Origin of the sequence: Sphaerospermopsis aphanizomenoides BCCUSP55 (assembly GCF_001586785.1) — a bacterium.
Taxonomy (GTDB): domain Bacteria; phylum Cyanobacteriota; class Cyanobacteriia; order Cyanobacteriales; family Nostocaceae; genus Sphaerospermopsis_A; species Sphaerospermopsis_A aphanizomenoides_A.
This window is the reverse complement of record NZ_LUFH02000014.1, coordinates 17,287-41,359: the sequence shown is the minus strand read 5'-3', so window position 1 is coordinate 41,359 and position 24,073 is coordinate 17,287. Positions and strand designations below refer to the sequence as shown.

Genomic DNA, 24,073 nt, shown 5'->3' with positions numbered 1-24,073 from the left:
AAATTAAGGTCTAACGGCTGAATTTAGCGGCAGGCGATACCTGCTGGTTTGTATACAATCATATAGTAAATATTACAGGTAAGTCTTGTCAAGTTATGCAGAATTTTTCTAGATAACACTACTGTTGGCGTTTAACCTTGTTGGTAAAGCTATTCGCAGTTTTATAGATTACTAGACATTCCCCAACAACCTCAACCTTTCCACCTCCAACCTCAACCTTTCATTCTCCATCCTCAACGCCAAAATCTCATTCTTCTGCAACTCAATTAACGACTTTTGACTCATCACCTCACCAAAAGCTTTCTTCCTATTTTCAATCCCAAACCATCTTTGATAAGTCTTAGTATGTTCATCAACAGTATGACCTAAATTATCTGCTGCTGCTTTAATTGGTATTCCCTGAAGATGCGCTCGAATTGCACAACCATGACGTAAATCATAAGGTTGAAAATCAATTCCCACTTTTCTAAACCATCTGGATATATCTCTTCGCATCCAATTAATATTTTGTACAGAAGCAATTTTTTCAACTTTTCTTTCTAAAATCTTTAACGGTTTGGGATTTTTTAAATCAAATAAATCTATCCATTCCGGTACAAAAGGAATAACTTCCCTATATCCAGTTTTTGTATTTTTATTCACCTTCCAAGTATGATCTATATTTTGCGGAGACATCCACCAATTAATATCCGGTTCTACAAATAATTCTCTTGGTCTTAACCCATAAGTTGCTAACATTCCATATACCCATCGCCACATTTCCCAAGTATCTATTTCATCACTAATATTTGTATTTTTGCGGTTGAGGGCGAATTTTTCAAAGAGGTGAAAAGCAGATATTATTTTTTCATCTTCAGGAATTTCTCGATGGGCAGGAGTGACATGATCTCGTTTTACATCAAGTTGAAATCCTAAATTAAAGGTTTTAATCAAAACAGAAGTTATCGCAATCAGTTCATTTTTTTTATTACCCTGAAATGAATTAATAATTTCCTCAAAATTTTCTTTTGTGGCTAAATGGGTGAGAGTCAAGTTTCTTTTAATGACAGATATATAGTTAGCAAAAGTATTTTGACTAGTTATAGTTTTCTGACGGGTTTGATAATATTTTTCCTCAAATGTATCTAATAATTCCCCAATTGTTTTTATCTCTTGCTTCTCTCTCGATTTAATTCCTAAATATTTCTCATTCCACTGGAAAGTATGACGAGCAATTAATTTACCTAATTCGTAACTTTCCTCAATTGCTGTTTTTAATCCCTCTAAATTTGCGGGTATTCCTAGAGACAAATCATACTGTTTTTTCTGCTTACCTACACTTTGTTCGCCTTGGCGAAGCGGAGCTTTATCACCTGGTTTTAAAGGTAAGGTAGCTCGTAATTGCAGAGAATTTCCAGTTTGTTTAATGGTAACTCTTATTCTCTCTCTTTTTAAATTATTATTGGCTTCGACTAACTTTTGTTCAAAAACTGCTTGATACTGTAATTCCGTTGCTTTTATTTTCGCCATTGTTCCCCTATAGCTACCGTCTGTGGTGTTCTGCGGTTCAAAGTCTGCAAACATATCTGCGAACCAGTCCCCGGTGTTTATATCTTCATGCAGAGATGGGGGATCGGTTTCCGATATGAACTGTTGTGTATCGCAATTACCCTGATTTTGCCGACTCATTCCCTAAATATTCCCTTATTTATAAGCTGAAATGGTGAAAATAAAATGTTCTGACTGAGCAAAATTACTTTACGCAATAAGTTACTCAGGAACATTTTTAGCATATCACCAGTTGTCATAGCAGTTATATGGTGCCTGGTGGTGTGATGTGCGCCCCCACTTTGACTGACATTACTCGCGCTTGGAGTATTTTGGAATATTTCCGCACCAATTGGTTAGAACCAGTTTGGTTAGGATGTTCTTTAGAACGATATGAGGAAATTCAATCTTATGAGGATTTCCAAAAGTGGTTAAATGAAGATATCAAACACCGTGAGTCTGACTTAGGCTTATATTGGCGTATGGGTTTAGATATCGGTTTAGAGCGATATGGTGCTGGTGTGGGTAAATATGTGACTTGGGGTTATATTCCCCATGAGGATAAATACAATAAACCCACCATTGAAGGACGTAACGCTGCTGTAATTATGAAAAGCGGTGTTTATGATAGCTTCACTGATACCCATGCTTTGATGGATCAAGCTTTTGCCCGTGAGAACTTAAGCCATTCTTGGTATGATGAAGGTACAGAAGATTGGCATCCAAGCGATCGCACCACTTCACCAACTATCAACAATAATAAAGATTTTAATGGTGCATATTCTTGGGCAAGTGCAGTCCTTCACCAAGACTTGGGACGTTTAGAGGCAGGTCCCCTCGCACGTCAATTAGTTGCAGGTGGAAATCATGGCGAATCATGGCAACATTATGACCCATTTATTCTGGATGTGTTTAAAAAAATGGGTGGTGCAAATGTCCATGTTAGGCAACTAGCGAGAGTTCATGAAATTGTCAAGTTATATCGCCAAGCTGAACGCTGTTTAAGGGAGTTTAAATTAAACGATCCTTGGTATATTAAACCCAAAGAAAAAGATGGTAAAGGTTGGGGTGCAACGGAAGCAGCAAGAGGGGCATTATGTCACTGGGTAGAAATTGAAAAAGGCAAAATTAAACAATACCAAGTTATTGCCCCTGGAACTTGGAATATTGGACCCCGTGACGGTGCAGGACAACGTGGACCAATAGAACAAGCATTAATAGGAACACCTATTGAAGACCCAACTGACCCCGTAGAAGTTGGTCATGTTGCCCGTTCTTTTGATTCTTGTTTGGTGTGTACTGTTCATGCCCATGATGCCAAAACTGGAGAAGAATTAGCACGTTTTCGGACAGCTTAATTTCAGTTTTCATACCATTTCTTTATGAGGCTGCGCTAAATTTCTTTAGCTCTTTCTTTGTGTACTTTGCGTCCTTTGCGGTTAGTTATATAATTCGGCGCATCTTCACACAGAATTAGTATCAGTTGCAAAGAGATTTTAAGGGTGGGTATTACCCACCTGGTATTTTCATATTAGAGATAGATGTTACTTTTTCTTTCAGCCCTTATACTTGAATTTTATCAACCTCAGAATAAGAGATAGAGTTTATGAGTTGGTTAAAAAGACTTTTTGGCCTAGAAAAACCAGAAAATGCACAAATAAATCCGACTCCCCAGATATCACAAACTACAGCTACCGCTACCGAAACAATTCCTCCAGAACGCCTAGGATTGAATGGAGAATATGACCAAAGTGGTTTAGCCAAGCGTGTTACATTAGCTTATGACGAAGATCCTCAACTCGATGATGTTAACACTCTCTGGGTTGCTCAAACAGGTAGCACTGTGGTACTAAGAGGCAAAGTTCCCAATCAAAATATTCTCAACAAGATGATATCTGTTGCTAATTCCGTACATGGTACTACATCTGTAGATACCTCGGAAGTAAAAATCGGCTAGTCAAATGTGACAGGAAACAGATGGTTTTTTATTGAGAATTTTTTAATTCCTGGTAAGTATTCAGCTATCAGTAATCAGTAATATCTCGCGTGAAACTGAGTTAATAACCAGTATGCAGAGTTTTGTCAAATTACAGCATATTATTGATGATGTTCGTATGTTTGCTGACGGCTGACGGCTGAATGCTTATAACTCCTGTGCTAACTATTTCTCTGAATCCAATTCAAAATTACCTTGTTGACTTGTTCAGGAGATTCATCATGGGGACAGTGACCCACATCTTCTAGATAAAGCAATTCTAATTTTTCGTTATAGCGAGCAAATTCACTAGCTAAAACCGGGGGAACAAATCGATCTTTTTGCCCCCAAATTAATAAGATGGGTATTGTTAAGTTTGGCAATATTTTCTTGACACTGGGACTAAAATCTACTCCTATGGAGGCTTTAAACAGGGCAATAAAAGCACGAGTAGAACCCCTGTCTTGGGGTGGTCCTGCTAAAATCTCTATGAGTTCATCCGTGATCGCTTCTCGACTTGCATAAGCAAGACTAGCCCAGCGTCTTAACACACCTGGCCGTCTTAAAAATTTGAAAAGAGGTTTGAGGAATAAAGGAGAAGCCACTACACTTTTAATGCCGCTGACTACTGGGTGTAAAAAAGTAGGGATGGCTTCTTGTTCCAGGGTCGGATCAGGCAAACTCATCATTACTATCCCCTTAACCATTTCCGGATGGACAGCAGCAGCCACTAAAGTAATGAGTGAGCCTGTTGAATTACCTACTAATATGACTGGTTGGCGGATAAATGCTTGCCAAAATTCATAAACCTGTTCTACCCACAGTTCTACGCTGTAATTAACGGAAGCTTTTTCAGAAGCGCCAAAACCCAGCATATCTAAAGCATAAACTGTATTATATTCACTTAAAACTTCTAAATTATGTCGCCAATGGCCAATGGATGCACCGAATCCATGTAATAAGATTAACGGTGTTGTATTTTGCTGGTTTTGACACTGAACCGAAGCATATTGAGACCGGATGTAGGTATAGCGGATTTGCCAACCCCGCCAAATCCAGTCTCTTTGATTACCAACTCGCTGCTGCCAATGTACCGCAGTGTTCACGTATTTCTCCAACTCACTGGCTGATAGACACTACTCATCTCAACAGAATATGTTACTTATCTTACTAACGGTAGAATAATGTGTTACATTGATTTTAATAAGTTAAATCTATAGCTAGTTGACTATGCCGAGTGTTTATTCACAATTGGAAATGTTAAGACTACCGTCAAAAAATGTAATAATAGTTAATCTTAGCCAAGATTGTGTATTTTAGATTAACTATTGTAGAGAAATTATATCAAAGTGAGTAGAATGACAAATACAATAGACTATCCAACTATTGTATGGATTAGCTACCCTAGAGATATAGACTCATTTTTCAATTTTGAGTCATTTCCGTACTTTGCCCTTATGGGCAGACCAAGCAAAACTAAGTAAACCAAGATCAAGCCAAATCCTTAACTAAAGAGCTCCCAAAAATCATAATGCCTGTGATTGAGAAAAAAAGAACTCGCGATCTGCCCCAAATTAACGAACGCATTCGCTTCCCGAAAATTCGGGTCATTGACACTGATGGTGCCCAACTGGGAATTATGCCACCCCATGAAGCACTGCAACTAGCAGAAGAAAAAGAGCTAGACCTGGTGCTACTCAGTGACAAGGCCGACCCACCAGTATGCCGAATCATGGACTATGGGAAATATAAGTTTGAGCAGGAGAAAAAGGCGCGGGAAGCCCGGAAGAAGCAGCACACAGCTGACGTGAAGGAAGTGAAGATGCGCTACAAGATTGAAGAACATGATTATAATGTGCGCGTCAAGCAAGCGGAACGCTTCCTCAAAGATGGTGATAAAGTCAAAGCTACTGTGATGTTCCGGGGTCGAGAAATCCAACACAGTGACTTAGCAGAGGACTTGCTCAAGCGTATGGCCACTGATCTAGAACCTTTTGGTGAAGTTCAGCAAGCGCCAAAAAAAGAAGGGCGAAATATGATGATGCTGATTTCACCCAAGAAGTAAGAATTTGTAGGGTGTAGGGTTTGGTTGGGGTGTAGGGATCGAGAAAAGTTGGAAAAGAATTACCAATTACTAGTCACCAAGCATCAACTACCTGCCCCATCCTCTGACTGTAAATTTATTGCAAAATGATAGTCCTGGCATCTGAGTGGGAAAGATAATACTCAGTTGTTCAGGACTTTTGCTGTAAGTATTCAGTTTTAGCATAATGCCTAACGGCTTGGCGGCTGATGGCTGAATGCTTATCTTTTGCCATTCAGTAACTGTTATTCTAATTACTTAGCTGTGGCGCTGTGATTACCTGTTTCACACCTCAGAAATGAAAATTACATGGAATTGAAAAATCACTGGTTGACTAGCAATAAAGGCGCTTTCGCAAACCTGCTGAAGTGGGTCAATCTCCGACCAGAGGAGCTTGAGCGCACTTGGACGATGTTTGCCTTCTATACAATTGTATCTGTAGGGTTGCGGTGGGCGGAGGATAGCACTGTAGCTCTGTTTTTAGATGAATATGGGGCGGGACAACTACCCTGGATTTATATTGCCAGTGCCATTACAGGTGCTGGACTGGTGGTTTTATATTCTTGGTTACAAAAGGTTTTCCCATTACGTGCGGTGATTGTGGCGATCGCACCGGGGATGGTAATGCCTTTATTTTTACTAGTAGCATTGCGTTGGGGTGTACATATTCCCTACTTGGCAGTAATTATTATTTTTCTGCTCAGGTTGTGGGTGGATGCCTGTTATGTGGTCAATGACCTCAACACCTCTATTGTTGCCAATCAACTATTTAATATTCGGGAGATTAAGCGTACTTACCCATTGGTGAGTAGTGGCATATTAGTAGCAGATGTAATTAGTGGCTTTAGTTTGCCTTGGTTACTAAAATTTGCCAACTTGAATAAAGTCATTCTCATTGCTTGTATTGTCATTTTATTAGGCTCAGGAATTTTATTTTATTTAACGTATAAATATCCCACTGCTTTTCCTTATACTCCACAACGAGAAATTACAGAAGAACAAGCTTCCCGACATCGCCGTTTAGAAACACCTCTGAAACGCTATGTTTGGCAGTTGTTCGCGTTCTTTGCCCTACTGCAAGTCATTGGCTTGCTGATAGATTTTCAATATTTACGGGAACTAAATTCTAATTTAGGCGAACAACAACTGGCCAGCTTTTTAGGTGTGTTTGGTGGCATTGTGGGACTGTGTGAATTAGTTACCCAGTGGTTTATTTCTAGCCGACTGATTGAAAAACTGGGGGTATTTTTCACAGCCGCACTTTTACCAATTACTGTGGGCTTTTTATTACCAGGGGCAATCTCGGTCTTGAACTTATTTCCAGCTATTGAAGAGCCTGGATTTTTCTGGGGTTTAATCAGTCTTAAATTCTGTGATGAACTGCTACGTTATACCTTTGTGATTAGTAGCGGTCCGGCACTTTATCAACCTATTCCGGAACGAATTCGTAGCCGAATGCAAGCTTTATCCAGTGGTACAGCCGAAGCGATCGCCTCTGGTTTGACTGGGTTAGTGATTTTTGGCAGCATATATATCATTGATCAATATGTTCCTAAACCATTGCAAAAGTGGGTATTAATTGCTGAAACAGTAGTAGTTGCTGCCACTTGTTTAAAAGTTGTATGGGAATTGCGATCGCGCTATGTAGATGTATTAGTTTTAAGTGCAGAACGGGGTGGTTTGAGTGCGGCAACTGTAGGTTTGCGAGCCTTCAAACAAGGAATAGTCAAAGCTTTAGTAGAAACAGGCTCTAGCGCCGATAAAAGCTCTTGTTTGGAACTTTTAGCCCAAATTGACCTTGCCGGTGCAGGACAAGTTTTAGCACCCTTGCTAGTGAAATTACCTTCAGATTTGCAAGCCCAAAGCCTAGAATTGATGCTCAAATCAGGTGTCAATCCCCTGTATGTACCTGAAGTGCGTCGCTTATTAGACCAACCCCCAGCAACCCTTGATCCGGAAGTGTTTGCTTTAGCTATGCGTTACGTTTGGCTGGCGGAAGAAAACCTCAATTTAAGTCTTGTTGAAGAATACCTACAATCACGACACCATCCACTCATCCGCGCCACCGCAGCTTCATTACTACTGCGTCAGGGAACAGACCAACAAAAAGGAGCAGCCACCAAAACAATACGGCGGATGCTTACCCATAAAGAAGAACAAGAACGAATTAATGGAGTCAAGGCACTCAAAGAATTGGTTTATTTACAGGCTTTGCGAATTCACATTCCCAATTTGTTGCAGGATGACTCATTGCGGGTACGCTGTGCTGTATTGGAAATGATTACTGCTACTAATTTAGAGGAATACTATCCCACACTCTTAGCAGCACTATACTATAAGTCCACTCGCAATACAGCTATGCAGTGCCTGGTAACTCTGGAAAATGAAGCCATACCCATGTTGTTGAAACTAGGCACAAATGCTTACAAACCGGAAGTTGTGCGAATGTGTGCTTGGCGTACTATTGCTCAAATCGGCACAATAGAAGCAAGAGAAACCTTATGGTTACAGTTAGAAACATCGCGGGGTAATACTAGGGACTATATTCTGCAAAGCTTACTCAAAATTCACCAACAACCAGGAAATGTCAGTGCTATAGATCAGTTTTATGAAAGTCGCGTCGAAACTTTAATTGAGCAAGAATTAGAATTTCTCGGTGAGATTTATGCAGCTTATCTAGACTTCCAAAATCTCGACTCTCTCGAAAATTATCAAGGAAATGAGAGACTGTTGACTATTGCTCAGTTGCTGCAACGCTTACTTCTAGAATTGGAATTGGATATTAGAGATAGGTTATTACTGCTGTTGAAGTTGCTTTACCCCGCTGAAAAAATGCAAGCCGCAGCTTTTAATCTTCAATCTCAGTCACTTGTTAATTTAGCAAGAGGCTTAGAAATATTAGACCACACTGTAAATTTGCCTTGTAAGTCTTTGTTGTTAAACATTTTAGATCGACGACCAGAACAAGAAAAGCTCAAATATCTTGTCGATGCGGGATTTTGGCAACATGAAAATATTCCAGTTAAAAAGCGCCTCTCCAGGTTGATATCTCAGGGATATTTGCTCTCTGATTGGTGTTTAGCTTGTTGCTTGCATTTTGCTCAAGCGGCTTATGTTCGACTCACAACTACGGAAATTTTAGTCAATTTACGCCACCCTACAGGCTTTGTGAGGGAAGCAACAATTTCATACTTGAGTGTAGTTTCTCAGCGAGTACTGCAAGAAATTCTCCCTCACTTGCAAACAGATCCCCATCCACTTGTGGCTGCTCAAGTCAAAGAGTTGATCGAAAAGTACAAAGAAGGAGTTCAGTAGTATGGTTTACGCCACGCTGCGCTATCAGAATACAGGAGTTCAGGAGAATATTGGCGAATATTGGCGATCCACCTTAGTCACCCTTAGAAAGGGGGAAACAAAGGCGTTTTTAGCCTACTTTAAAAAAGGGGGTTGAGGGGTTAGGTTTCTGGAGATTATTAGTTTCATCTAATACTTTTAAACCAACCTCTTAGCCAAAGAATTTATTTGGGGGAAATTTACCTTTTTTTGGGCAATATTCAGAGCAATTTATGGCTTCTTCTGTGAGGACGATATCAGGATTTACAGCACACTTAAGATAATGATTATTGGAGAAAAATTTACAGTTTTTACAAGGAACTTGACTTAGATTGTTGATGTTAAAAGCTAATTTATTGTCTGCATGAGAGCGAATTTTTTGGAAAATAAACAAAAAAATTGCCCAAATAAAGACAATGCTGAGTGGAGTTAAAGCTATTGCTAAATCGGAAATATTCAATCCCTCCTGTTGTGTGGCATATTCCTGTTTAATTTGACTGTGTGTTAACTGATTAAAGCTTTTATTAGCCACTACTTTTTGTAGTGATATCTGCTCAACATACATATTATTTACCTTCTCTATATATGTTTTTCTCAGCAATTTGTGAAAACTAGATTCTTGTCAAGATTTCAATTATAGGTGTAACAAAATAAAAGTTCAGCTATCTCTGTCGATAGGTTTGCTTGGGACTTTATGAATATATATCAAAAGTAAGAAATTTTTAAAATACCAATTAATGAAACCAGGATTACATAGATTTAAAATAAGCCTATGGATAGATGATTTTTTATTAAAATTGTATATGTCAAGTAGAAATCAAATCTGTTGATAAATTGAATGTATTGATTGTATTATAATTATAGGGATGAAAAATATGAACTTGCTATTTTTCCAAAGAATTCCTGTAAATGCTCTAGCATTACTTTGGCTGGCGTACAATCTTCTGGGATGGTATCTTGCCGCTAATCAGATTGCTTGGTTAGTAGGTGCTTTTGTGGCTGCGATCGCTATAGCTATAGTCAGAAAAAGTAACACTTGGTTAGAAAATTTCTTAGTCTTTGGTTCTCAAACCTTAGTTGTCGTCTTAGTTTTAAGTGCGTCAATTGCTTTAATTGCAATTTGGTCAATTTTATTCGGCATTTTTCTGATACCGTTAACGACCACGCTGTTAGCTGATTTAGAAATGCGTTTGTCTGGCTTTAGTAAAACAGATTCTTTTTGGATTTTAACAGTAATTGCCGGCTCAGGTTTGGCTGTAGGTGAAATGATAGACATCCTCATTTTTCCGAGTATTCAATACTAGGGTTGATGTCATCATTTCACAGAATGAATTTCTTATTTTGATTTTGTTTCTAATCTAGTTTTGACATCTGCTGCAAAGTCTTCATATCTTCTCAGGGGAATTACTTCTACCTGCACCGTTTGACCCAATTTTTTCATGATCGGTAAATCCAAAAGAATTTGATCAAGGGTGTCAGGTGTGGGAACATCAATAATTACAATTACCCGACGAGTTCCCACACATTTCCACAAATCGACAACAATTCCTGCTTCCTTAGCTTGCAGTGCTGCGTCTGCTTCTTCACTCCAAATGGTAAAGAGTTCTTGTTGTGTCATGTTGTCGGGGTATTCGACGTGAAAATCTAGGTGATATAGCATGGTTGATTTTCCTAAATTTGGTTAATTACAATTAATAAAATACTATAGATAAATGTTGCGTGCAAAGACGCAAAGGAAGAATTAGACTTATTTGGGGTTTGGTCTAGATATATTACAGACATTAGGAATTAATTACTCATCTTCAGTAATTTCTTCCTGAGCAGTTTGGATTAACTCATCTTCAGTAATTGAAATTGCTTGAAGTGGATCGCGCTGTGAAACTGCTTTGGAATGTGGATATATATCTATAGTTAAAAAGAAAATAGTTTTGTGATTATAGGTAATCACAGCAATATTACTTGAGGTTGTTGCTAATGAAAATTTGAGGTCTTTATCAGTTATTTTGTATATTATTAAATAACCAAATGGTTCATTATAGTGCTGAGTATAAGTGTAAATTTGACGGAAAGCCTTGCGAATGTATCTTTTACCACGATCATCTGCATCAAAGATTTTCGTATCTGCAAGAAGTGGATCATCTGAACCTTGTGCAGCTATTAAATCAATTGCTCCCCTGAGAGATGATGGCTCAATACTGAAATTTAAACCTTGATCATGAAGATAAGAGTACAAATCAAGTGCTAGTGACTTTTCTGCTTTTTGTGTATTCTCCTTAGTTAAATCAAAAAGTTTATCTTGATAAAACCATTCGCTACGATGTTTATAACGAAGCAAGAGGCTTAATATTGCTCCGTGGTCATCTAATTTTTCATCTACATATTCATAGAATGGCTCAAGATAAAAATGAATAACTTCACGTATGTTGTTATCTGAGCCTAAAGTTTCTCTATTAAATGAGACGGGAAATGTATAGGGTTGCTGCAATATATACAATTTATCATTATCTAAAGTAATTCTATGAAGGACAGCATATCCAATAGCAGCAGTTTCTTCTTCAGATTTAGCCTCTACTTTTTTACCTTGGAAAATACCTTCAACAAAAATATCTACTTCTGGAAAACGTACAAGTAGTAATTCTGCAATTCCAACCAAAGTTGGATTACTACGAAAAAATGTCCAGAACTGCTTTAAACTAGGAATAAAAAAGCTATTACTGACTGATTTAAGACGGGAAACACGCTTTTGTAACTTATGACGTAAATTCTGAATTATTTGGGGATTCATCGTTTAAGCTCTACTTACTTTTATAATCAAGACTAAGGTGCAAAACTTCGCGCATCAACAACTACTATTTCCGAAAAACGTTTGAAGTCATCAATATTAAATGTCAGTAAATGTGTAATTTTGTGCGTTACCATCGCTGCAACTAAACGTGCATCATGTACCTGTTTACCCATAACTTGATGTTTAATCACGAGAGATTCCCATTCAATAAAAATCTCAGGTGTATCAGTTTGTAATGTAAATATCTTTTTCAGCTTCTCCGTTTCTTCTGCTGCTTGAATGATGGTTAACCCTAACCCATTACTGTTAATTGGTCGTGTAGCAACAGCCCAAAACTCGATTAGATTCTGAGGAATTATATATAATAATTCACATTTTTGTTTAAGTGTGACAATCGCTCTTTGAGCATCAGGATTCATTGGGTTGTTTTTCTGCACTAAACGCAGCAAAATATTAGTATCTACCAAATAACTCATAACATTTCATCTTCTCTGGTATAAATACTCTCTCGACTAATCGCTGCATCAGAAAGTGGTGGTGCTAAAGTAAAAGCAGGACTATTGATTAAATCTGTCAGTGCTGTTTCCCACTCTTCCTGAGTTGCTGCTTGAGAAAAAGATTGCTTTTCCTTACTCGTCAAACTTGCTTCAATCAAAGATTCAAGATAAACTTCCACTGATACGCCTTTTGCAGCAGCTTCAGCAATAAGACGAGCCTCTATTTCTGGTTTTAATTGTAGTTGTATTGTCATTTGTTATTTCCCAATTACGTATCCCTTACGGGAGCCGGAGGCATTATTACGAATTACGAATTACGAATTACGAATTATTCCGGTGCTATTCCCTCCTCCACAGGACGAATAATAGGCGGCGCTGGTGTTACCTCTGGTTTAAATATTCCCTCTAAAGCTTGTTCCAAAGTTTGCGCCATGACAATGCGATTTTCATAAGCAACAACCACCCTAACCAAAGTTGGGATACTATTCTGGGTTGCTTCTAAATAAATTGGCTCAACATATAATAAAGATTGTTCAATAGGAATAATTAAAAGATTACCTTGAATTGCTCTCGAACCTTGACGATTCCATAATGAAATTTGTTGAGAAATTACTGGGTCTTGGTTAATTCTCGCTTCTATTTGTTCTGGCCCATAAATCAAACGTTCTTTAGGAAAGTTATAAAGCAGTAATTTACCGTAATTTTCTCCATCAGAACGTGCTGCTAACCAAGCAATTAAATTTGTCCGTTCTTTTGGTGTATAGGGAAGTAGTAAAAGAAATTCTTCAGAGGGAGCATTAGGAAGACTAGTAGTTAAATAGTAGGGTTCAATTGGACGGGTTTGAGTTCCATAGATTTCATTGGGAATTTGCCATTGGTCTTCCCGGTTATAAAATACTTGGGGGTTAGTGATGTGATAAGTCATTAACCGTTCAGATTGAATTTTGAAAAAGTCCACCGGATAACGGATATGACTGCGGAGATTCACAGGCATATTTGCCAACGGTTGAAACATTTGCGGGAAGATTTTTGACCAAGCAATAATTAGAGGATCTTTTGGTTCAGCAATGTAAAATCTGACTGTGCCGTTGTAAGCATCAATTACAATTTTAACGGAGTTACGAATATAATTAATGCCATCGCCATTTTGGTCAGAATAGGGATAGTGATGGCTAATTGTGTAAGCATCTACTATCCAGTAAAGATAATTCTTTGCTCCTGAAAATTCTGGATTTTTATTGTCAGGATTGGCATCAGCAGCTACTAAATAAGGCTCGCTATCAAATTTTAAAAATGGTGCTATCGCCCGAATACGTTGGTTAATATTTCGCCGGAATAATACCTTAGTTTCTGGCAGAAAATTCCGTGTAAATATCATTTGCCAATCTTTTAAATACGTGGCAAATAACAACCTTCGACCCAGAGAACCAATTTTGATTCCACCTTTACCATTGTATGTATTATAAATATTATCACTGCCACTGGGATAATCTAATTCTTTAACTCTTGTGCCAGTCATGACATGAGTATTAGAAATTTCGCCGTAATAAATTCGCGGTTCACCAATAGGAATACTTTCACGAATAGCTGCACTAGAAGTAGTTAATGCACTACCATTACCACTAATATCTTTAACAAAATATTCTGGTAAACCACCAGCAGCAACTGTATTTACAGGACTCATGGTAAAACCATAACCGTGGGTGTAAACTAAATTGCGGTTTACCCATGTTTTAGCTTGCGGTGGAACAGAATTATAATCTAATTCTCTGGCAGCAATTAGTACCTGACGTTTTTCCGTTGATGTGGTTGTTTGTTGGTTTGGTTCAGTTTTAATTGTGTAGCGATCAATATCGGCATCGGGAAACCGATAATAGGGACGAATTTGTTGTAATTCTCTATTAGTTTTTAATAGTGGTTCTTGATCCCAAAGACGAATATTTCTAATTGTTAGATCATTGGCTTTAAGATCAGCTTGGGTTAATTTTCCTTGGGGATTAAAAGTTTGAGAATCAATTATTTCTAAATCAAATGCTTGCCGAGTTAAGGCAATAGTCCGCTGGATATAAGGTTGCTCTCGCTGTAATTCATTGGGCTGAACCATTAAAGATTGCACAATAGCAGGTACAATAAAATCACCTATAATTATTAAACTTACATAAATACATAAACTATAAATTGCCCAGCGATGATGTTGAGATTTGGGTTTCCAGAAGCAAGTTTGCCATAATAAATAAAATGCGATCGCCACAGCTAAAACACATAACATGGTGTCCGCTGGTAACTGTACCTTATCATCAGTATAACTAGCGCCAAAACTCACTCCACGGGGAGAATAAACGAGTTCATAACGACCTAACCAATAACTCAAGGCTACTACCAACATCAAACAGCCACCTAAGCCAAATAAATGACGTTGTTGTGGTAGAGAAAAACCAGGAAAAATGCCTTGACTGAGACTATCTCCTGATAAAAGATAGATGAGAGTAACGGATAAAAAGCTATATAAACATAACCCAATTAGCCAAAATGCCAATAGTTCCCAGAATGGGAGTGAAAATATATAAAAGCTGATATCTTTGCCAAATAAAGGATCGGTACTATCAAAGGTAGTAGAATGGAAATAAAGCAGTATTTTTGACCAATTTTGAGATAGTATCCACCCAAAACCGAGACTCAAAACCAGTGCGATCGCTCTCAGCAAAAATTGAGAAGATATTAAGAGTGCGATCGCCATGATCAAAGCCAAGCCAAAAGACCAGACTTGAGAAATAATTTTGCTTCCCAAGTTCCCAACAATCTCTGGTCTAAATAGAATCGTCAACGGCAAAATAACCTGATTAACTTCTCCATGCCAGTAACTGATCAAAACTTGTCCATAATGCTTGACGATTAACCCCAGTAATAAACTCAAACCCAAGGTTAACGGTAACAACCAAATTAATTTAATTTCTCTGTTTCCCCTTTTCAATTCAAAATTGTGAGCAATTTTTCCATATTGGGGACTCAGAAACTTTGTTAAGTTACTACTAAAACTTTTTTCTTTACTTCTCGCTGGTTCACTGTTAAGAGACTGGGGATATTGGTAGCGTTGTGCTAAAGTCAAATTTCCCCACAAATAGATCAAACTAACACTAACAACACCCACCCATAAAGCACCTTGAGTTATTAACCGCACCAGCAATGTTTGCAAATAGCCAACTTCCTGAAACCAAAAAATCTCAGCCCCTAGATGAGAAGAAACATCCAAGAGTAACCACAGCCCTAGGAATGCGATAATAACTTTAGAGTATAATTTCCACGACATTCAATTTCCAGGAAGTAGGTGACAGCTTACAGCAAAGACATTAACTATTGACAACTAACAGAAAATATTAATTCCAGTTGCCAATAATGGTAAAAGCCGACCAATAATATGGATGAGATAAGTCAATGTTACCTGAATTCAACAGTTCTGGAGTGAGAGGAATGCTCTTTTCTGGAGACAGGTATAACTTTCCATCTGCTATACGGACTTCTTCTTTCAACATTGCTATCTGAGCTTGTCTCAGAGACTCAGACCGCAAGGGTATAGTATTTAACTCATCGTAAAATTTGGTCATCAAGGCTAGAGAACCTTGATCACTAACATACCACAAACTACCCAAAACAGTTTTCACTCCTGCTTGCACTGCTAACCCAGAAAATCCTAATTCTGCTTCATCGCTACCCACAGCAGTTCTACAAGCACTTAAAACCAACATTTCTACTTTAGGTTCTTTACTCCATCCTAATTCTTGAGATAACTTTCTTAATTGATCTATGCGTATTTTTTGATTCCAAAGTTGAATGTAAGAATTATTAATTTTTCCTGGTTTAAAATCTCCATGAGTGGCTAAGTGCAGAATTCCAAAATGCTTTTTACGACTGAGAGATTCAAGATTCTCTAATGTAGATTCTTGATCCAATAAAGTCTGACTTTGAGAACGCCAAAGTTCTTTACTTACTGTGTTGATTTCTACAGGTACAGATGGTAAAGGATCTTGCCCTTCTGTACTTTGTGATATCCCTAAAGCCAGAATATCAGATTTAACTATGGGAATATAACGGGTATCTGTGAGACTAAAACTAGGTATAATCCCAACACTGTATTTTTCAATCAGAAACTGATTACCGTCATACAATGCAGCAATGGGGAGAGTACGTAAACCCCTATCCAGGGAAAATATGACAGTATTAATTTTATTGGCTTGTAGGGCTGGTTCTATAGGTTTAATTATCCATTCATAGAGCTTTTGTGCAGGTATAAAGTAACTTTTTTCTCGAAAATTGGTAACTTTAGAACGAAAATCTTGAGCTACTTTTTGGATATTGCTGTTGTTAGCTTCTCCCACATATTCACGAACAATTTCACCAGTTTTTACTGATTTGTCATTTTTAGGTTTTGGTGAATTTTCTTCATTTAACAAATCTTTGTCTTGTGGCTTTGGTGGAATGAGAATTAAGCTGAGTTTATCTTGTAAGGAAGTGACGTAAAGAACTGCTGCATTTTTGCCTGTTAACCTAGACAAATTACTGAGTTCGTCACCAATTTCTTCTGCTGAAGTAATCTCACCAAAAAAATCAATACCAAGCTGCGTTCCATATTCTAAGGCTTGCAGTTCCTCAATTTGGGCAACTGCTTCCTCTGCTGTTAATTCTGAAAAATTCCTATCAAAGGTTGGACGATCAACAATTGGAGTACCAGGTGTATTACTAGAATTATCATTAATTTCTTGAGGGTCAGGATTAGTAATGTCTGACTGATTGGGGACAAATTCTTGAGGGTCAGGATTAGTAATGTCTGACTGATTTCCTACTTGAGCTTGAACAGATTTAAAAAACAAAATCACTAAAATAACTGATAAAAAAATTGACAGAAATGAACGAGAAAATTTCATTGATTTTATCCTAAAATCCAGTGATAAATTTCTTTAAAACGAAAAGCTATAACCAACTCCTAAGATAAAGCGTGTACCATCACCAGCATTGCCAGTCATGTCACTAATTCCTGGCGTAATTACCAAAGGAATATTCTCAAATGGAGCTACAGATACACCTAAGCCTAAATCTTGTCCACTCCATTCAACAATTGCATTCACAGGTTTAGCGACTCTTAAAGCTATACTGCCAAAAACACCAACCGAATCAATTTGATTGCTAATATCTGATTCTGAGCGAAACTGTCCTCCACCCACACCAGCAGACACATACACCCGGCTAAAAGGCTGACTTTCACTATCCTGGAGACGGAACATTTTAGTAATTACACCGTAACCAGATTGACCCCCATCAGTATCACCAAAAGTGATAAAGTTTTTAACACCAACAGCCACTGCAAAATCTGCTGGAAGTTGACGATGTAATTTGAAACTAATGTTTCCATCTTCAAATGTATCTAAATCAACAACGCCTATGTTGATATCTAAACCGACCGATTTTCTCGCATCACCAAGACCGAAACCAACCCCTAACACTCCATCCGCTGTATCAGTAAACCGAGCGCGAGATTGTATTCCCACACCAACAGAAGCTCTTCCCCAAGATTTACCATAGGCTGATGGTGTGAGCATGGTAATACCTGGAGATGAAGGCGGCCGTGCTTTTCTTTTTTCTAAAACTAAGGGCAGTTTTTGTGGTTTAAATGGCTTTTGTTCAGGATATTGAGGTTCTGTTTGTAAGCTATTTTCACGAACTGGAGCATCACTTTTATCTGGTTCTACTGGGGGAACTTGACTTAAATAATTAGTTGGTACATCTGTGGTTACAGGAGTTTTTTGATTTAGAGATTCTTGACTGAATTTTATAGTAAAAGACTCATTTACTGTATCTAGCTCTGAAGACTTAATAGGGGTAAATTGCTGTTCATAGATAATTTTGCTATGTAAATGATTGTAAATTTCTATGGGAGCATAATTGTCTATAAAGTACATAATAATATGCTGGAGTAAAGATGGTATTGATCAAGAAAAATTTTGTCAGGATATCAAATGTCTGGTTGGAAAATTCCCACCTAGTCTATTCTGTCAAGCTCAGATAATTTTTGATACTTGACAATAATAGTTAGCATATCACTATTGATAGTAATTTTTGATATATTGTAAAAATAAATTTACTTAACCCTTATCTAGTAAAGTTATATCTTACATAGGGGTTAATACCGAAATCTCAATTTATGATGCCAAATATGAAAGTATCTATAAATATCACTAATTTAATCATTTACTGGTATAAGATAAATCTAATCACTAGACCTCTTGCAGAAGTCGGTGAAAGGGGAAGGAGTAAAACTGAAAATTTTTCTTTAACCTTTAACCTTTTGCCAATTTTTGCAAAAATTACTTTTACTAGCGGTCTACTATCTAAATTCAAAACAGGTGATGCATGAAAAATTCCGTATACATCTAACTTCCTTGTTCTTTTTTCCCTGTTCTTCGTGTCCAAAAGTAAGTTTATAAATCAAATCAGATTGTTATAGTAATTATGCTCACTAGTGTTGATCGTTTGTTATTTGTCCGGCGCGTTCCTATTTTTAACGAATTGCGAGATGATTTTGTAGTACGACTGGCTTCAGTGATGAATGAGTTATCATATCCAACAAATCACAGTATTTTTAAACAAGGTGAAGAAGGGCGCTCTCTTTACATTATTGTATCTGGTAGAGTCAAAGTCCATATCGGTGAGACTAAATTAGCTGAAGTAGACCCGGGAAAATACTTTGGAGAAATGGCTGTATTTGATACTCAACCCCGTTCTGCGTCTGTCACCACCTTAGAACCTTGTGAATGTTTGGAACTGACTCAAGAACAACTGTATGATGCTATTGAAGAAACTCCAGAAATTGCTGTGAATATTATTCGTGAACTATCTCGAATAATTCGTAGGCTGAATGAAAGTATTAGTCATTAGTTATAGAAGGGAACTCTTAACTGGGAACAGAGTTAAATGTCAATTATCAATTTTCTCTAAATTTTAGACATTTTTGTAGAAACCTTTGGGGAATTTCTACACTTTCTCCCCAGTGTTGATGTATATAAGAAGCATGAACATTAGATAAATTCCAACCTTCAAATCCTGTATTTTCATCACAGTCACAGCGATAAGTATCAAATAATGGTTGTTGAGGATGAGTAATTAAATGAGAACGATGAAATTCATGTCCATAGATATTTTTTCCCTCATGCAATAAAAAACTATTTTGTAAAACTACTGCACGACGATATCCTAAAGTTAACTTTTTATCCATTTGTGCAGATGTGGGTAATATGCCCACCATTGGCCAATATTTACCGTCAAAATCAATTATTTGCTCACATAAATACATCAAACCGCCACATTCGGCAATTGTCGGCATTCCTGCTAAAATAGCTGATTTTACTGCTTTTAAAATTTGGGTATTGGCAGCTAATTCTGATGCAAATACTTCGGGAAACCCACCTCCAAAATACATTCCTTGTATATTTGGTGGTAATTCTCTATCTTTTAAAGGACTCCAAAATACTAATTCTGTCCCTAACTCTTGCAGTAAATCTAAGTTATCTTGATAGTAGAAATTAAAGGCTTTATCCCGTGCAACTGCAATTTTGGGTTGGGGATGTGGGATTTGGGATTTTGATGATTGAGGAGGAATTAATGAACTTGGATTTACATTCAGTAATGGTGATAATTTTTCCCAATCAAAACAACTATCACCTAAATCTGCAAGACGATTAATTGTATGATCTAATTCGGGTAATTCTTCGGTGGGTACTAATCCCAGATGACGGTCAGGAATGGTGATATTATCTTGTCGTCGCAATATGCCTAGAATAGGTAAATTTAGAGGTGCAAGGGAATTTTTTAATAATGATAAATGGCGATCGCTACCGACACGATTCAATACTAACCCGGCGATTTTAATTCTACTATCTAAAGAACAATAACCATGAGCGATCGCTGCTACTGAACCAGACAACCGACTACAATCAATTACCAAGACCACAGGTACATCTAATAATTTAGCTATGTGTGCCGTACTGGCAAATGTCACGTTGTCACTTTTATCCCAGGAATTACCAACACCATCAAACAACCCCATGACCCCTTCAATCAAATTATATTCACACTGGGAAGCATGATGATAAAAACATTTTTGGACATAACTTTCTGAAGTTAGTACAGGATCTAAATTTCGACAAGGACGACCAGTAACATATTGATGAAACATCGGATCAATATAGTCTGGTCCAACCTTAAAGGATTGGATATTGACACCACGACGGCTTAAAGATGCTAACAGGGAGAGTGTTACTGTTGTTTTACCAACACCACTACGTTCTCCAGCAATAATTATTGACATAAGTAGCAATTAAAAATTAAAAATTAAAAATTAAAAACTCAAACTCAAGAAAGTTACATTTCATCTGGTTTTACAGGGTTATATCTACAATTTCCGGACTTGCGTCTAAGTTAAAAAACATAGAATTGAAATTCTATAAACCACGACATCTTCAGACTATCATTGCCTCAGTCCTGAATTGTGAATTTTGAATTGTTCATAATATCCATTCGGAAGCGCGATCGCCCAAGTCGAGAGGGATACTAACAGCCTTACCTAGTCGGGGACGTTCCTTTGTTTGGCTAATAAAAGTTTGTACTTGTATTGTTCCTCCCAAGGCATTGAGATAATTAGCAATACTGTCCAGATGTTCTTGGTACTGAGTTTCGCTTAAAGGGAATGAAGCTTGCTCCAGATATTTCCACATCACTTGTAGAAATATCTTCCCCTGTGTCCTACGTAACTGGACATCATAAGAATATCCCCATTTATCAATTAACAGTTGACGAAATTCCTGTCCTGTCATATATATTTCAGAATTTGGTTGGGATTTTGGATTTTGGTTTGGCAATATGCTGAGACTTTTGTCTCGCTGTGAAGGATTACAGCCTATTTCATTATGGGAGCATAGCTGTTCTCAATTAGATTTTACATTTAGTTATGATGTTAAGTTCCGTAACTCCAGTATGATAAGGATATAAAGAAATGTAATGCTAACAGAAAAGATGCTCAAGATATCTTGGAACAGAGAATTGTGGCATCGCTGAGAGCGTTCGCATTTCGACTCAGACAAGGGTGGCTCAAGTGCTGGTACTCTTGTGAAAATGCTTAATAAATTACACAAAGAGCGCGTAGATTATGGCTCAATTTTCCGAATCAATGGACGTTCCTGATATGGGTCGTCGTCAGTTCATGAACCTGCTCACTTTTGGGACTGTTACCGGAGTGGCGCTAGGTGCATTGTATCCTGTGGTTAAGTACTTTATCCCCCCCAGCAGCGGTGGTGCTGGTGGTGGTGCAACTGCAAAAAACGAACTAGGTAACGATGTTAGCGTCAGTCAGTTTCTAGAAAGCCATAATGTAGGCGATCGCACTTTAGTACAAGGACTGAAGGGAGATCCTACTTATATTGTCGTCGAAAGCAAAGAAGCGATCGCAGACTATGGCATTAACGCTATCTGCACCCACCTAGGATGTGTTGTACCTTGGAACGTAGCAGAGAACAAGTTTAAATGTCCTTGCCACGGTTCCCAGTACGATGCGACTGGTAAAGTTGTCCGCGGTCCTGCACCCAGGTCTTTGGCACTAGCTCACGCCAATGTCAACGACGACAAAATCGTTTTGACCCCTTGGACAGAAACAGACTTCCGCACCAACGAAGCACCTTGGTGGGCTTAAACAGTTCCGAGTGCTGAGTTCTGAGTGCTGAGTTCTGAGTGCTGAGTTCTGAGTAATAAGTGATGAGTTATTAGTCTAAAGTCAATTTTTGACAACCGACCACTGACAACTGACCACTGACAACTAACCACTGACTAATGACTTTATAGAGATGAGAAACGCCTGTACACCTGCGAAACTAACTCGCACTGCTAGAGTAATGTTAAACACATTGCTCATAGCGATCGCCACCGTGACCTTTTTCTTCACCAGCGATCTAGCTTTACCCCAAACTGCTGCGGCCTATCCCTTCTGGGCGCAAGCAACTTATCCAGAAACCCCCCGCGAACCGACAGGGCGGATTGTTTGCGCTAACTGTCACCTAGCAGCAAAAAATACAGAAGTAGAAGTACCCCAATCTGTACTACCTGACACCGTATTTAAAGCCGTTGTCAAAATACCCTACGACACCAGCGTACAACAAGTAGGTGCTGATGGTTCTAAAGTCGGCTTAAATGTCGGTGCCGTATTGATGTTACCTGAAGGCTTCAAGATTGCGCCAGAAGACCGCATTTCTGAAGAACTCAAAGAAGAATTAGGCGATATTTACTTCCAACCCTACAGCGAAGATAAAGAAAACATCGTCATTGTTGGCCCCTTACCAGGTGAACAATATCAAGAAATCGTCTTCCCTGTTCTTTCACCTAACCCTGCTACCGACAAAAATATCCACTTTGGCAAATATTCCGTTCATGTAGGCGGTAACAGAGGACGTGGACAAGTTTACCCCACAGGTGAAAAGAGCAATAATAACATTTACAATGCTTCTGCTGGCGGCACAATTAGCAAGATTGCCAAAACAGAAGATGAAGACGGTAACGTAAAATATGTAGTTAGCATCAAAACCGAATCTGGTGACGTTGTTAACGATACCGTTCCCGCAGGCCCAGAATTAATTGTCTCTGAAGGACAAACAGTTGCATCTGGTGATGCTCTGACCGTAAATCCCAACGTTGGTGGTTTCGGTCAAAAAGATACAGAAATAGTCTTACAAAACCCCACCAGAGTTGCAGGTATGATTGCCTTCATCTGTTTAGTTATGTTGGCACAAGTTATGTTGGTGCTGAAGAAGAAGCAGGTGGAAAAAGTCCAAGCTGCGGAGATGAATTTCTAAATTCTCTCTCAATAATTCAGTTTAGGGCAGGCTATCAGCCTGTCTTTTTTATATGTACGTTTGAAAAAGTTGTTTATGAGGGCTTAAGGAATAGGGAACAGGGAATAGGGAACAGGGAACAGGGAACAGAAAAAACAAAAAGCTGAACGTCTAGCGGCCAAACTGCGAGAATTGAATATTGACCCACACAGTTGATCAAGTCTCTTAAATTATGGCTGAACTACCCAAAACCCTAGAAGAAGCGATCGCCCAATCCCGTGAAGCGGTAAAATTGGCTTTAGCAGATGGCGTGACTCGGATTCAAGTTGATTTTCTGTTCCCAGAACTCAAATTCATGCCGGTAGCAGAACAATTTCTACCCCTGTTTGCTGAATACGAATCCCGTCTGAAAGTCTTTTTTGCCGATGCTGGTGCAGCAGCTTTAGCCCGTCGTGAGTGGCAAGATGCACAATTTAAAATTGAAGATATCGGTACAGGTAGGGCTAATTCCCCACAAACGAAAATTAAACCAGAAGATGAAATCTTTGTCTTTATCGCCCCTACTTCTGTAGAAGTCCCACAATTAGAAAAACTGTGTGAAATCATAGACACACGCCCTATGGTGTTGTTAAATCCTCGTTTAGAAGATTCTGGTGTGGTGGGTATTGGTTATACCGCCAGACAAACCCGCAAACGTTTCATTAGTACCATTGAATCTTGTTATTATCTGCGTCCAGTTGATGATGAAACAGCACTTTTTCGCTGCTACCCCGGACTGTGGGAAGTGTGGTTAGAAACCCAAGGCGAATATCAAAAAATTGCTGAATTACCCAACCAACCTTCCGGTGATGAAATAGACATGATTTTAATGAAAGGACAACCGCAAACCAGCGATGGAACACCAGCCAAAAAACCCAGTATGTTTAAGAGTTTGCAACGGTTTATTAAGGCTTTGAGTAGTTAGGTAAATTCATTCAGCGATTGCTTCCGGTACTGCACTCCGCGCAA

At 38.3% G+C, this 24,073-nt stretch carries 21 protein-coding genes and 1 pseudogene; 10 read left to right on the top strand and 12 right to left on the bottom strand.

Annotated elements, in window-relative coordinates; all coding sequences use genetic code 11:
- Positions 1-171: 171 nt before the first annotated feature.
- Positions 172-1,668 carry a site-specific integrase gene (locus A0J48_RS05515; RefSeq protein WP_200321100.1) on the bottom strand — a complete coding sequence of 499 codons (1,497 nt, stop codon included), beginning with the start codon at positions 1,666-1,668 and terminating at the stop codon, positions 172-174.
- Positions 1,669-1,784: 116 nt separating this feature from the next.
- Between A0J48_RS05515 and A0J48_RS05510 the strand changes: the two are divergent.
- Together A0J48_RS05510 and A0J48_RS05505 are read left to right on the top strand one after the other, a co-directional pair.
- Positions 1,785-2,885, top strand: a pseudogene (locus tag A0J48_RS05510) (nickel-dependent hydrogenase large subunit); the annotation flags it as partial.
- A 248-nt stretch (positions 2,886-3,133) separates the two neighbouring features.
- Positions 3,134-3,484, top strand: a complete 351-nt coding sequence (locus A0J48_RS05505; RefSeq protein ID WP_200321098.1) for a phospholipid-binding protein — start codon at positions 3,134-3,136, stop codon at positions 3,482-3,484.
- Between the two features lie 200 nt (positions 3,485-3,684).
- Here the strand turns inward: A0J48_RS05505 and A0J48_RS05500 are convergent, their stop codons facing one another.
- The gene (locus A0J48_RS05500; RefSeq protein WP_200321096.1) at positions 3,685-4,608 is read right to left on the bottom strand and encodes an alpha/beta fold hydrolase; all 924 of its coding nucleotides are present in this window, start codon (positions 4,606-4,608) and stop codon (positions 3,685-3,687) included.
- A gap of 425 nt (positions 4,609-5,033) precedes the next feature.
- On the opposite strand from A0J48_RS05500, the gene infC reads away from it, so the two are divergent.
- The 3 genes from infC (at position 5,034) to A0J48_RS27375 (ending at position 9,036) form a co-directional block, all read left to right on the top strand.
- Positions 5,034-5,567 carry a translation initiation factor IF-3 gene (gene infC, locus A0J48_RS05495; RefSeq protein WP_096645637.1) on the top strand — a complete coding sequence of 178 codons (534 nt, stop codon included), beginning with the start codon at positions 5,034-5,036 and terminating at the stop codon, positions 5,565-5,567.
- Positions 5,568-5,894: 327 nt separating this feature from the next.
- Positions 5,895-8,900: an MFS transporter gene (locus tag A0J48_RS05490; protein ID WP_200321095.1), complete on the top strand. Its 3,006-nt coding sequence runs from the start codon at positions 5,895-5,897 to the stop codon at positions 8,898-8,900.
- A 1-nt stretch (position 8,901) separates the two neighbouring features.
- A complete protein-coding gene (locus A0J48_RS27375) occupies positions 8,902-9,036 on the top strand; it encodes a hypothetical protein (RefSeq protein ID WP_267910275.1) in 135 nt (44 codons plus the stop codon).
- Positions 9,037-9,090: 54 nt separating this feature from the next.
- Here A0J48_RS27375 and A0J48_RS05485 read toward each other — a convergent pair whose 3' ends face one another.
- A complete protein-coding gene (locus A0J48_RS05485; RefSeq protein WP_200321093.1) occupies positions 9,091-9,483 on the bottom strand; it encodes a hypothetical protein in 393 nt (130 codons plus the stop codon).
- 310 nt (positions 9,484-9,793) lie between these two features.
- On the opposite strand from A0J48_RS05485, the gene A0J48_RS05480 reads away from it, so the two are divergent.
- Positions 9,794-10,222, top strand: a complete 429-nt coding sequence (locus A0J48_RS05480; protein ID WP_200321091.1) for a hypothetical protein — start codon at positions 9,794-9,796, stop codon at positions 10,220-10,222.
- 32 nt (positions 10,223-10,254) lie between these two features.
- On the opposite strand, the gene A0J48_RS05475 is transcribed toward A0J48_RS05480, so the two are convergent.
- From A0J48_RS05475 to A0J48_RS05445, 7 genes are all read right to left on the bottom strand, one after another.
- Complete coding sequence (locus tag A0J48_RS05475) at positions 10,255-10,578, bottom strand: muconolactone Delta-isomerase (protein ID WP_200321089.1); 324 nt, start codon at positions 10,576-10,578, stop codon at positions 10,255-10,257.
- A gap of 132 nt (positions 10,579-10,710) precedes the next feature.
- Positions 10,711-11,703, bottom strand: a complete 993-nt coding sequence (locus tag A0J48_RS05470; protein ID WP_200321087.1) for a hypothetical protein — start codon at positions 11,701-11,703, stop codon at positions 10,711-10,713.
- Between the two features lie 32 nt (positions 11,704-11,735).
- Positions 11,736-12,179: a type II toxin-antitoxin system VapC family toxin gene (locus A0J48_RS05465; RefSeq protein WP_200321085.1), complete on the bottom strand. Its 444-nt coding sequence runs from the start codon at positions 12,177-12,179 to the stop codon at positions 11,736-11,738.
- Positions 12,176-12,454, bottom strand: coding sequence for a hypothetical protein (locus A0J48_RS05460; protein WP_200321083.1), 279 nt, complete (start codon positions 12,452-12,454; stop codon positions 12,176-12,178). Before A0J48_RS05460 ends, A0J48_RS05465 begins: the two co-directional genes overlap by 4 nt.
- 74 nt (positions 12,455-12,528) lie before the next feature.
- Positions 12,529-15,507, bottom strand: a complete 2,979-nt coding sequence (locus A0J48_RS05455) for a UPF0182 family protein (RefSeq protein WP_200321081.1) — start codon at positions 15,505-15,507, stop codon at positions 12,529-12,531.
- Between the two features lie 67 nt (positions 15,508-15,574).
- Positions 15,575-17,119: a CHAT domain-containing protein gene (locus A0J48_RS05450; protein ID WP_200321079.1), complete on the bottom strand. Its 1,545-nt coding sequence runs from the start codon at positions 17,117-17,119 to the stop codon at positions 15,575-15,577.
- Between the two features lie 33 nt (positions 17,120-17,152).
- Positions 17,153-18,151: a hypothetical protein gene (locus A0J48_RS05445; RefSeq protein ID WP_200321077.1), complete on the bottom strand. Its 999-nt coding sequence runs from the start codon at positions 18,149-18,151 to the stop codon at positions 17,153-17,155.
- Positions 18,152-18,701: 550 nt separating this feature from the next.
- Here A0J48_RS05445 and A0J48_RS05440 point away from each other — a divergent pair.
- Positions 18,702-19,127: a cyclic nucleotide-binding domain-containing protein gene (locus A0J48_RS05440; RefSeq protein WP_200321075.1), complete on the top strand. Its 426-nt coding sequence runs from the start codon at positions 18,702-18,704 to the stop codon at positions 19,125-19,127.
- 46 nt (positions 19,128-19,173) lie between these two features.
- Here the strand turns inward: A0J48_RS05440 and A0J48_RS05435 are convergent, their stop codons facing one another.
- Both A0J48_RS05435 and A0J48_RS05430 read right to left on the bottom strand, forming a co-directional pair.
- Entirely contained in the window at positions 19,174-20,556 is a 1,383-nt protein-coding gene (locus tag A0J48_RS05435) for a cobyrinate a,c-diamide synthase (protein WP_200321073.1), read from the bottom strand.
- Positions 20,557-20,752: 196 nt separating this feature from the next.
- Complete coding sequence (locus A0J48_RS05430) at positions 20,753-21,061, bottom strand: DUF3067 family protein (protein ID WP_200321071.1); 309 nt, start codon at positions 21,059-21,061, stop codon at positions 20,753-20,755.
- Between the two features lie 332 nt (positions 21,062-21,393).
- Between A0J48_RS05430 and petC the strand changes: the two genes are divergently transcribed.
- From petC to A0J48_RS05415, 3 genes are all read left to right on the top strand, one after another.
- Positions 21,394-21,933 carry a cytochrome b6-f complex iron-sulfur subunit gene (gene petC, locus A0J48_RS05425; RefSeq protein ID WP_200321069.1) on the top strand — a complete coding sequence of 180 codons (540 nt, stop codon included), beginning with the start codon at positions 21,394-21,396 and terminating at the stop codon, positions 21,931-21,933.
- A gap of 151 nt (positions 21,934-22,084) precedes the next feature.
- Positions 22,085-23,086 carry a cytochrome f gene (gene petA / locus A0J48_RS05420; RefSeq protein ID WP_200321067.1) on the top strand — a complete coding sequence of 334 codons (1,002 nt, stop codon included), beginning with the start codon at positions 22,085-22,087 and terminating at the stop codon, positions 23,084-23,086.
- 211 nt (positions 23,087-23,297) lie between these two features.
- On the top strand, positions 23,298-24,029 hold the full coding sequence (locus tag A0J48_RS05415; RefSeq protein WP_200321065.1) for a DUF1995 family protein: 732 nt from the start codon (positions 23,298-23,300) through the stop codon (positions 24,027-24,029).
- Positions 24,030-24,073 lie beyond the last annotated feature (44 nt).

Excerpts from the sequence above, each read along its gene's own strand:
- A0J48_RS05515 (WP_200321100.1), bottom strand. The coding sequence starts at position 1,668 with ATGAGTCGGCAAAATCAGGGTAATTGCGATACACAACAGTTCATATCG.
- A0J48_RS05505 (WP_200321098.1), top strand. The coding sequence starts at position 3,134 with ATGAGTTGGTTAAAAAGACTTTTTGGCCTAGAAAAACCAGAAAATGCA.
- infC (WP_096645637.1), top strand. The coding sequence starts at position 5,034 with ATGCCTGTGATTGAGAAAAAAAGAACTCGCGATCTGCCCCAAATTAAC.
- A0J48_RS05490 (WP_200321095.1), top strand. The coding sequence starts at position 5,895 with ATGGAATTGAAAAATCACTGGTTGACTAGCAATAAAGGCGCTTTCGCA.
- A0J48_RS27375 (WP_267910275.1), top strand. The coding sequence starts at position 8,902 with ATGGTTTACGCCACGCTGCGCTATCAGAATACAGGAGTTCAGGAGAAT.
- A0J48_RS05485 (WP_200321093.1), bottom strand. The coding sequence starts at position 9,483 with ATGTATGTTGAGCAGATATCACTACAAAAAGTAGTGGCTAATAAAAGC.
- A0J48_RS05480 (WP_200321091.1), top strand. The coding sequence starts at position 9,794 with ATGAACTTGCTATTTTTCCAAAGAATTCCTGTAAATGCTCTAGCATTA.
- A0J48_RS05475 (WP_200321089.1), bottom strand. The coding sequence starts at position 10,578 with ATGCTATATCACCTAGATTTTCACGTCGAATACCCCGACAACATGACA.
- A0J48_RS05470 (WP_200321087.1), bottom strand. The coding sequence starts at position 11,703 with ATGAATCCCCAAATAATTCAGAATTTACGTCATAAGTTACAAAAGCGT.
- A0J48_RS05465 (WP_200321085.1), bottom strand. The coding sequence starts at position 12,179 with ATGAGTTATTTGGTAGATACTAATATTTTGCTGCGTTTAGTGCAGAAA.
- A0J48_RS05460 (WP_200321083.1), bottom strand. The coding sequence starts at position 12,454 with ATGACAATACAACTACAATTAAAACCAGAAATAGAGGCTCGTCTTATT.
- A0J48_RS05455 (WP_200321081.1), bottom strand. The coding sequence starts at position 15,507 with ATGTCGTGGAAATTATACTCTAAAGTTATTATCGCATTCCTAGGGCTG.
- A0J48_RS05450 (WP_200321079.1), bottom strand. The coding sequence starts at position 17,119 with ATGAAATTTTCTCGTTCATTTCTGTCAATTTTTTTATCAGTTATTTTA.
- A0J48_RS05445 (WP_200321077.1), bottom strand. The coding sequence starts at position 18,151 with ATGTACTTTATAGACAATTATGCTCCCATAGAAATTTACAATCATTTA.
- A0J48_RS05440 (WP_200321075.1), top strand. The coding sequence starts at position 18,702 with ATGCTCACTAGTGTTGATCGTTTGTTATTTGTCCGGCGCGTTCCTATT.
- A0J48_RS05435 (WP_200321073.1), bottom strand. The coding sequence starts at position 20,556 with ATGTCAATAATTATTGCTGGAGAACGTAGTGGTGTTGGTAAAACAACA.
- A0J48_RS05430 (WP_200321071.1), bottom strand. The coding sequence starts at position 21,061 with ATGACAGGACAGGAATTTCGTCAACTGTTAATTGATAAATGGGGATAT.
- petC (WP_200321069.1), top strand. The coding sequence starts at position 21,394 with ATGGCTCAATTTTCCGAATCAATGGACGTTCCTGATATGGGTCGTCGT.
- petA (WP_200321067.1), top strand. The coding sequence starts at position 22,085 with ATGAGAAACGCCTGTACACCTGCGAAACTAACTCGCACTGCTAGAGTA.
- A0J48_RS05415 (WP_200321065.1), top strand. The coding sequence starts at position 23,298 with ATGGCTGAACTACCCAAAACCCTAGAAGAAGCGATCGCCCAATCCCGT.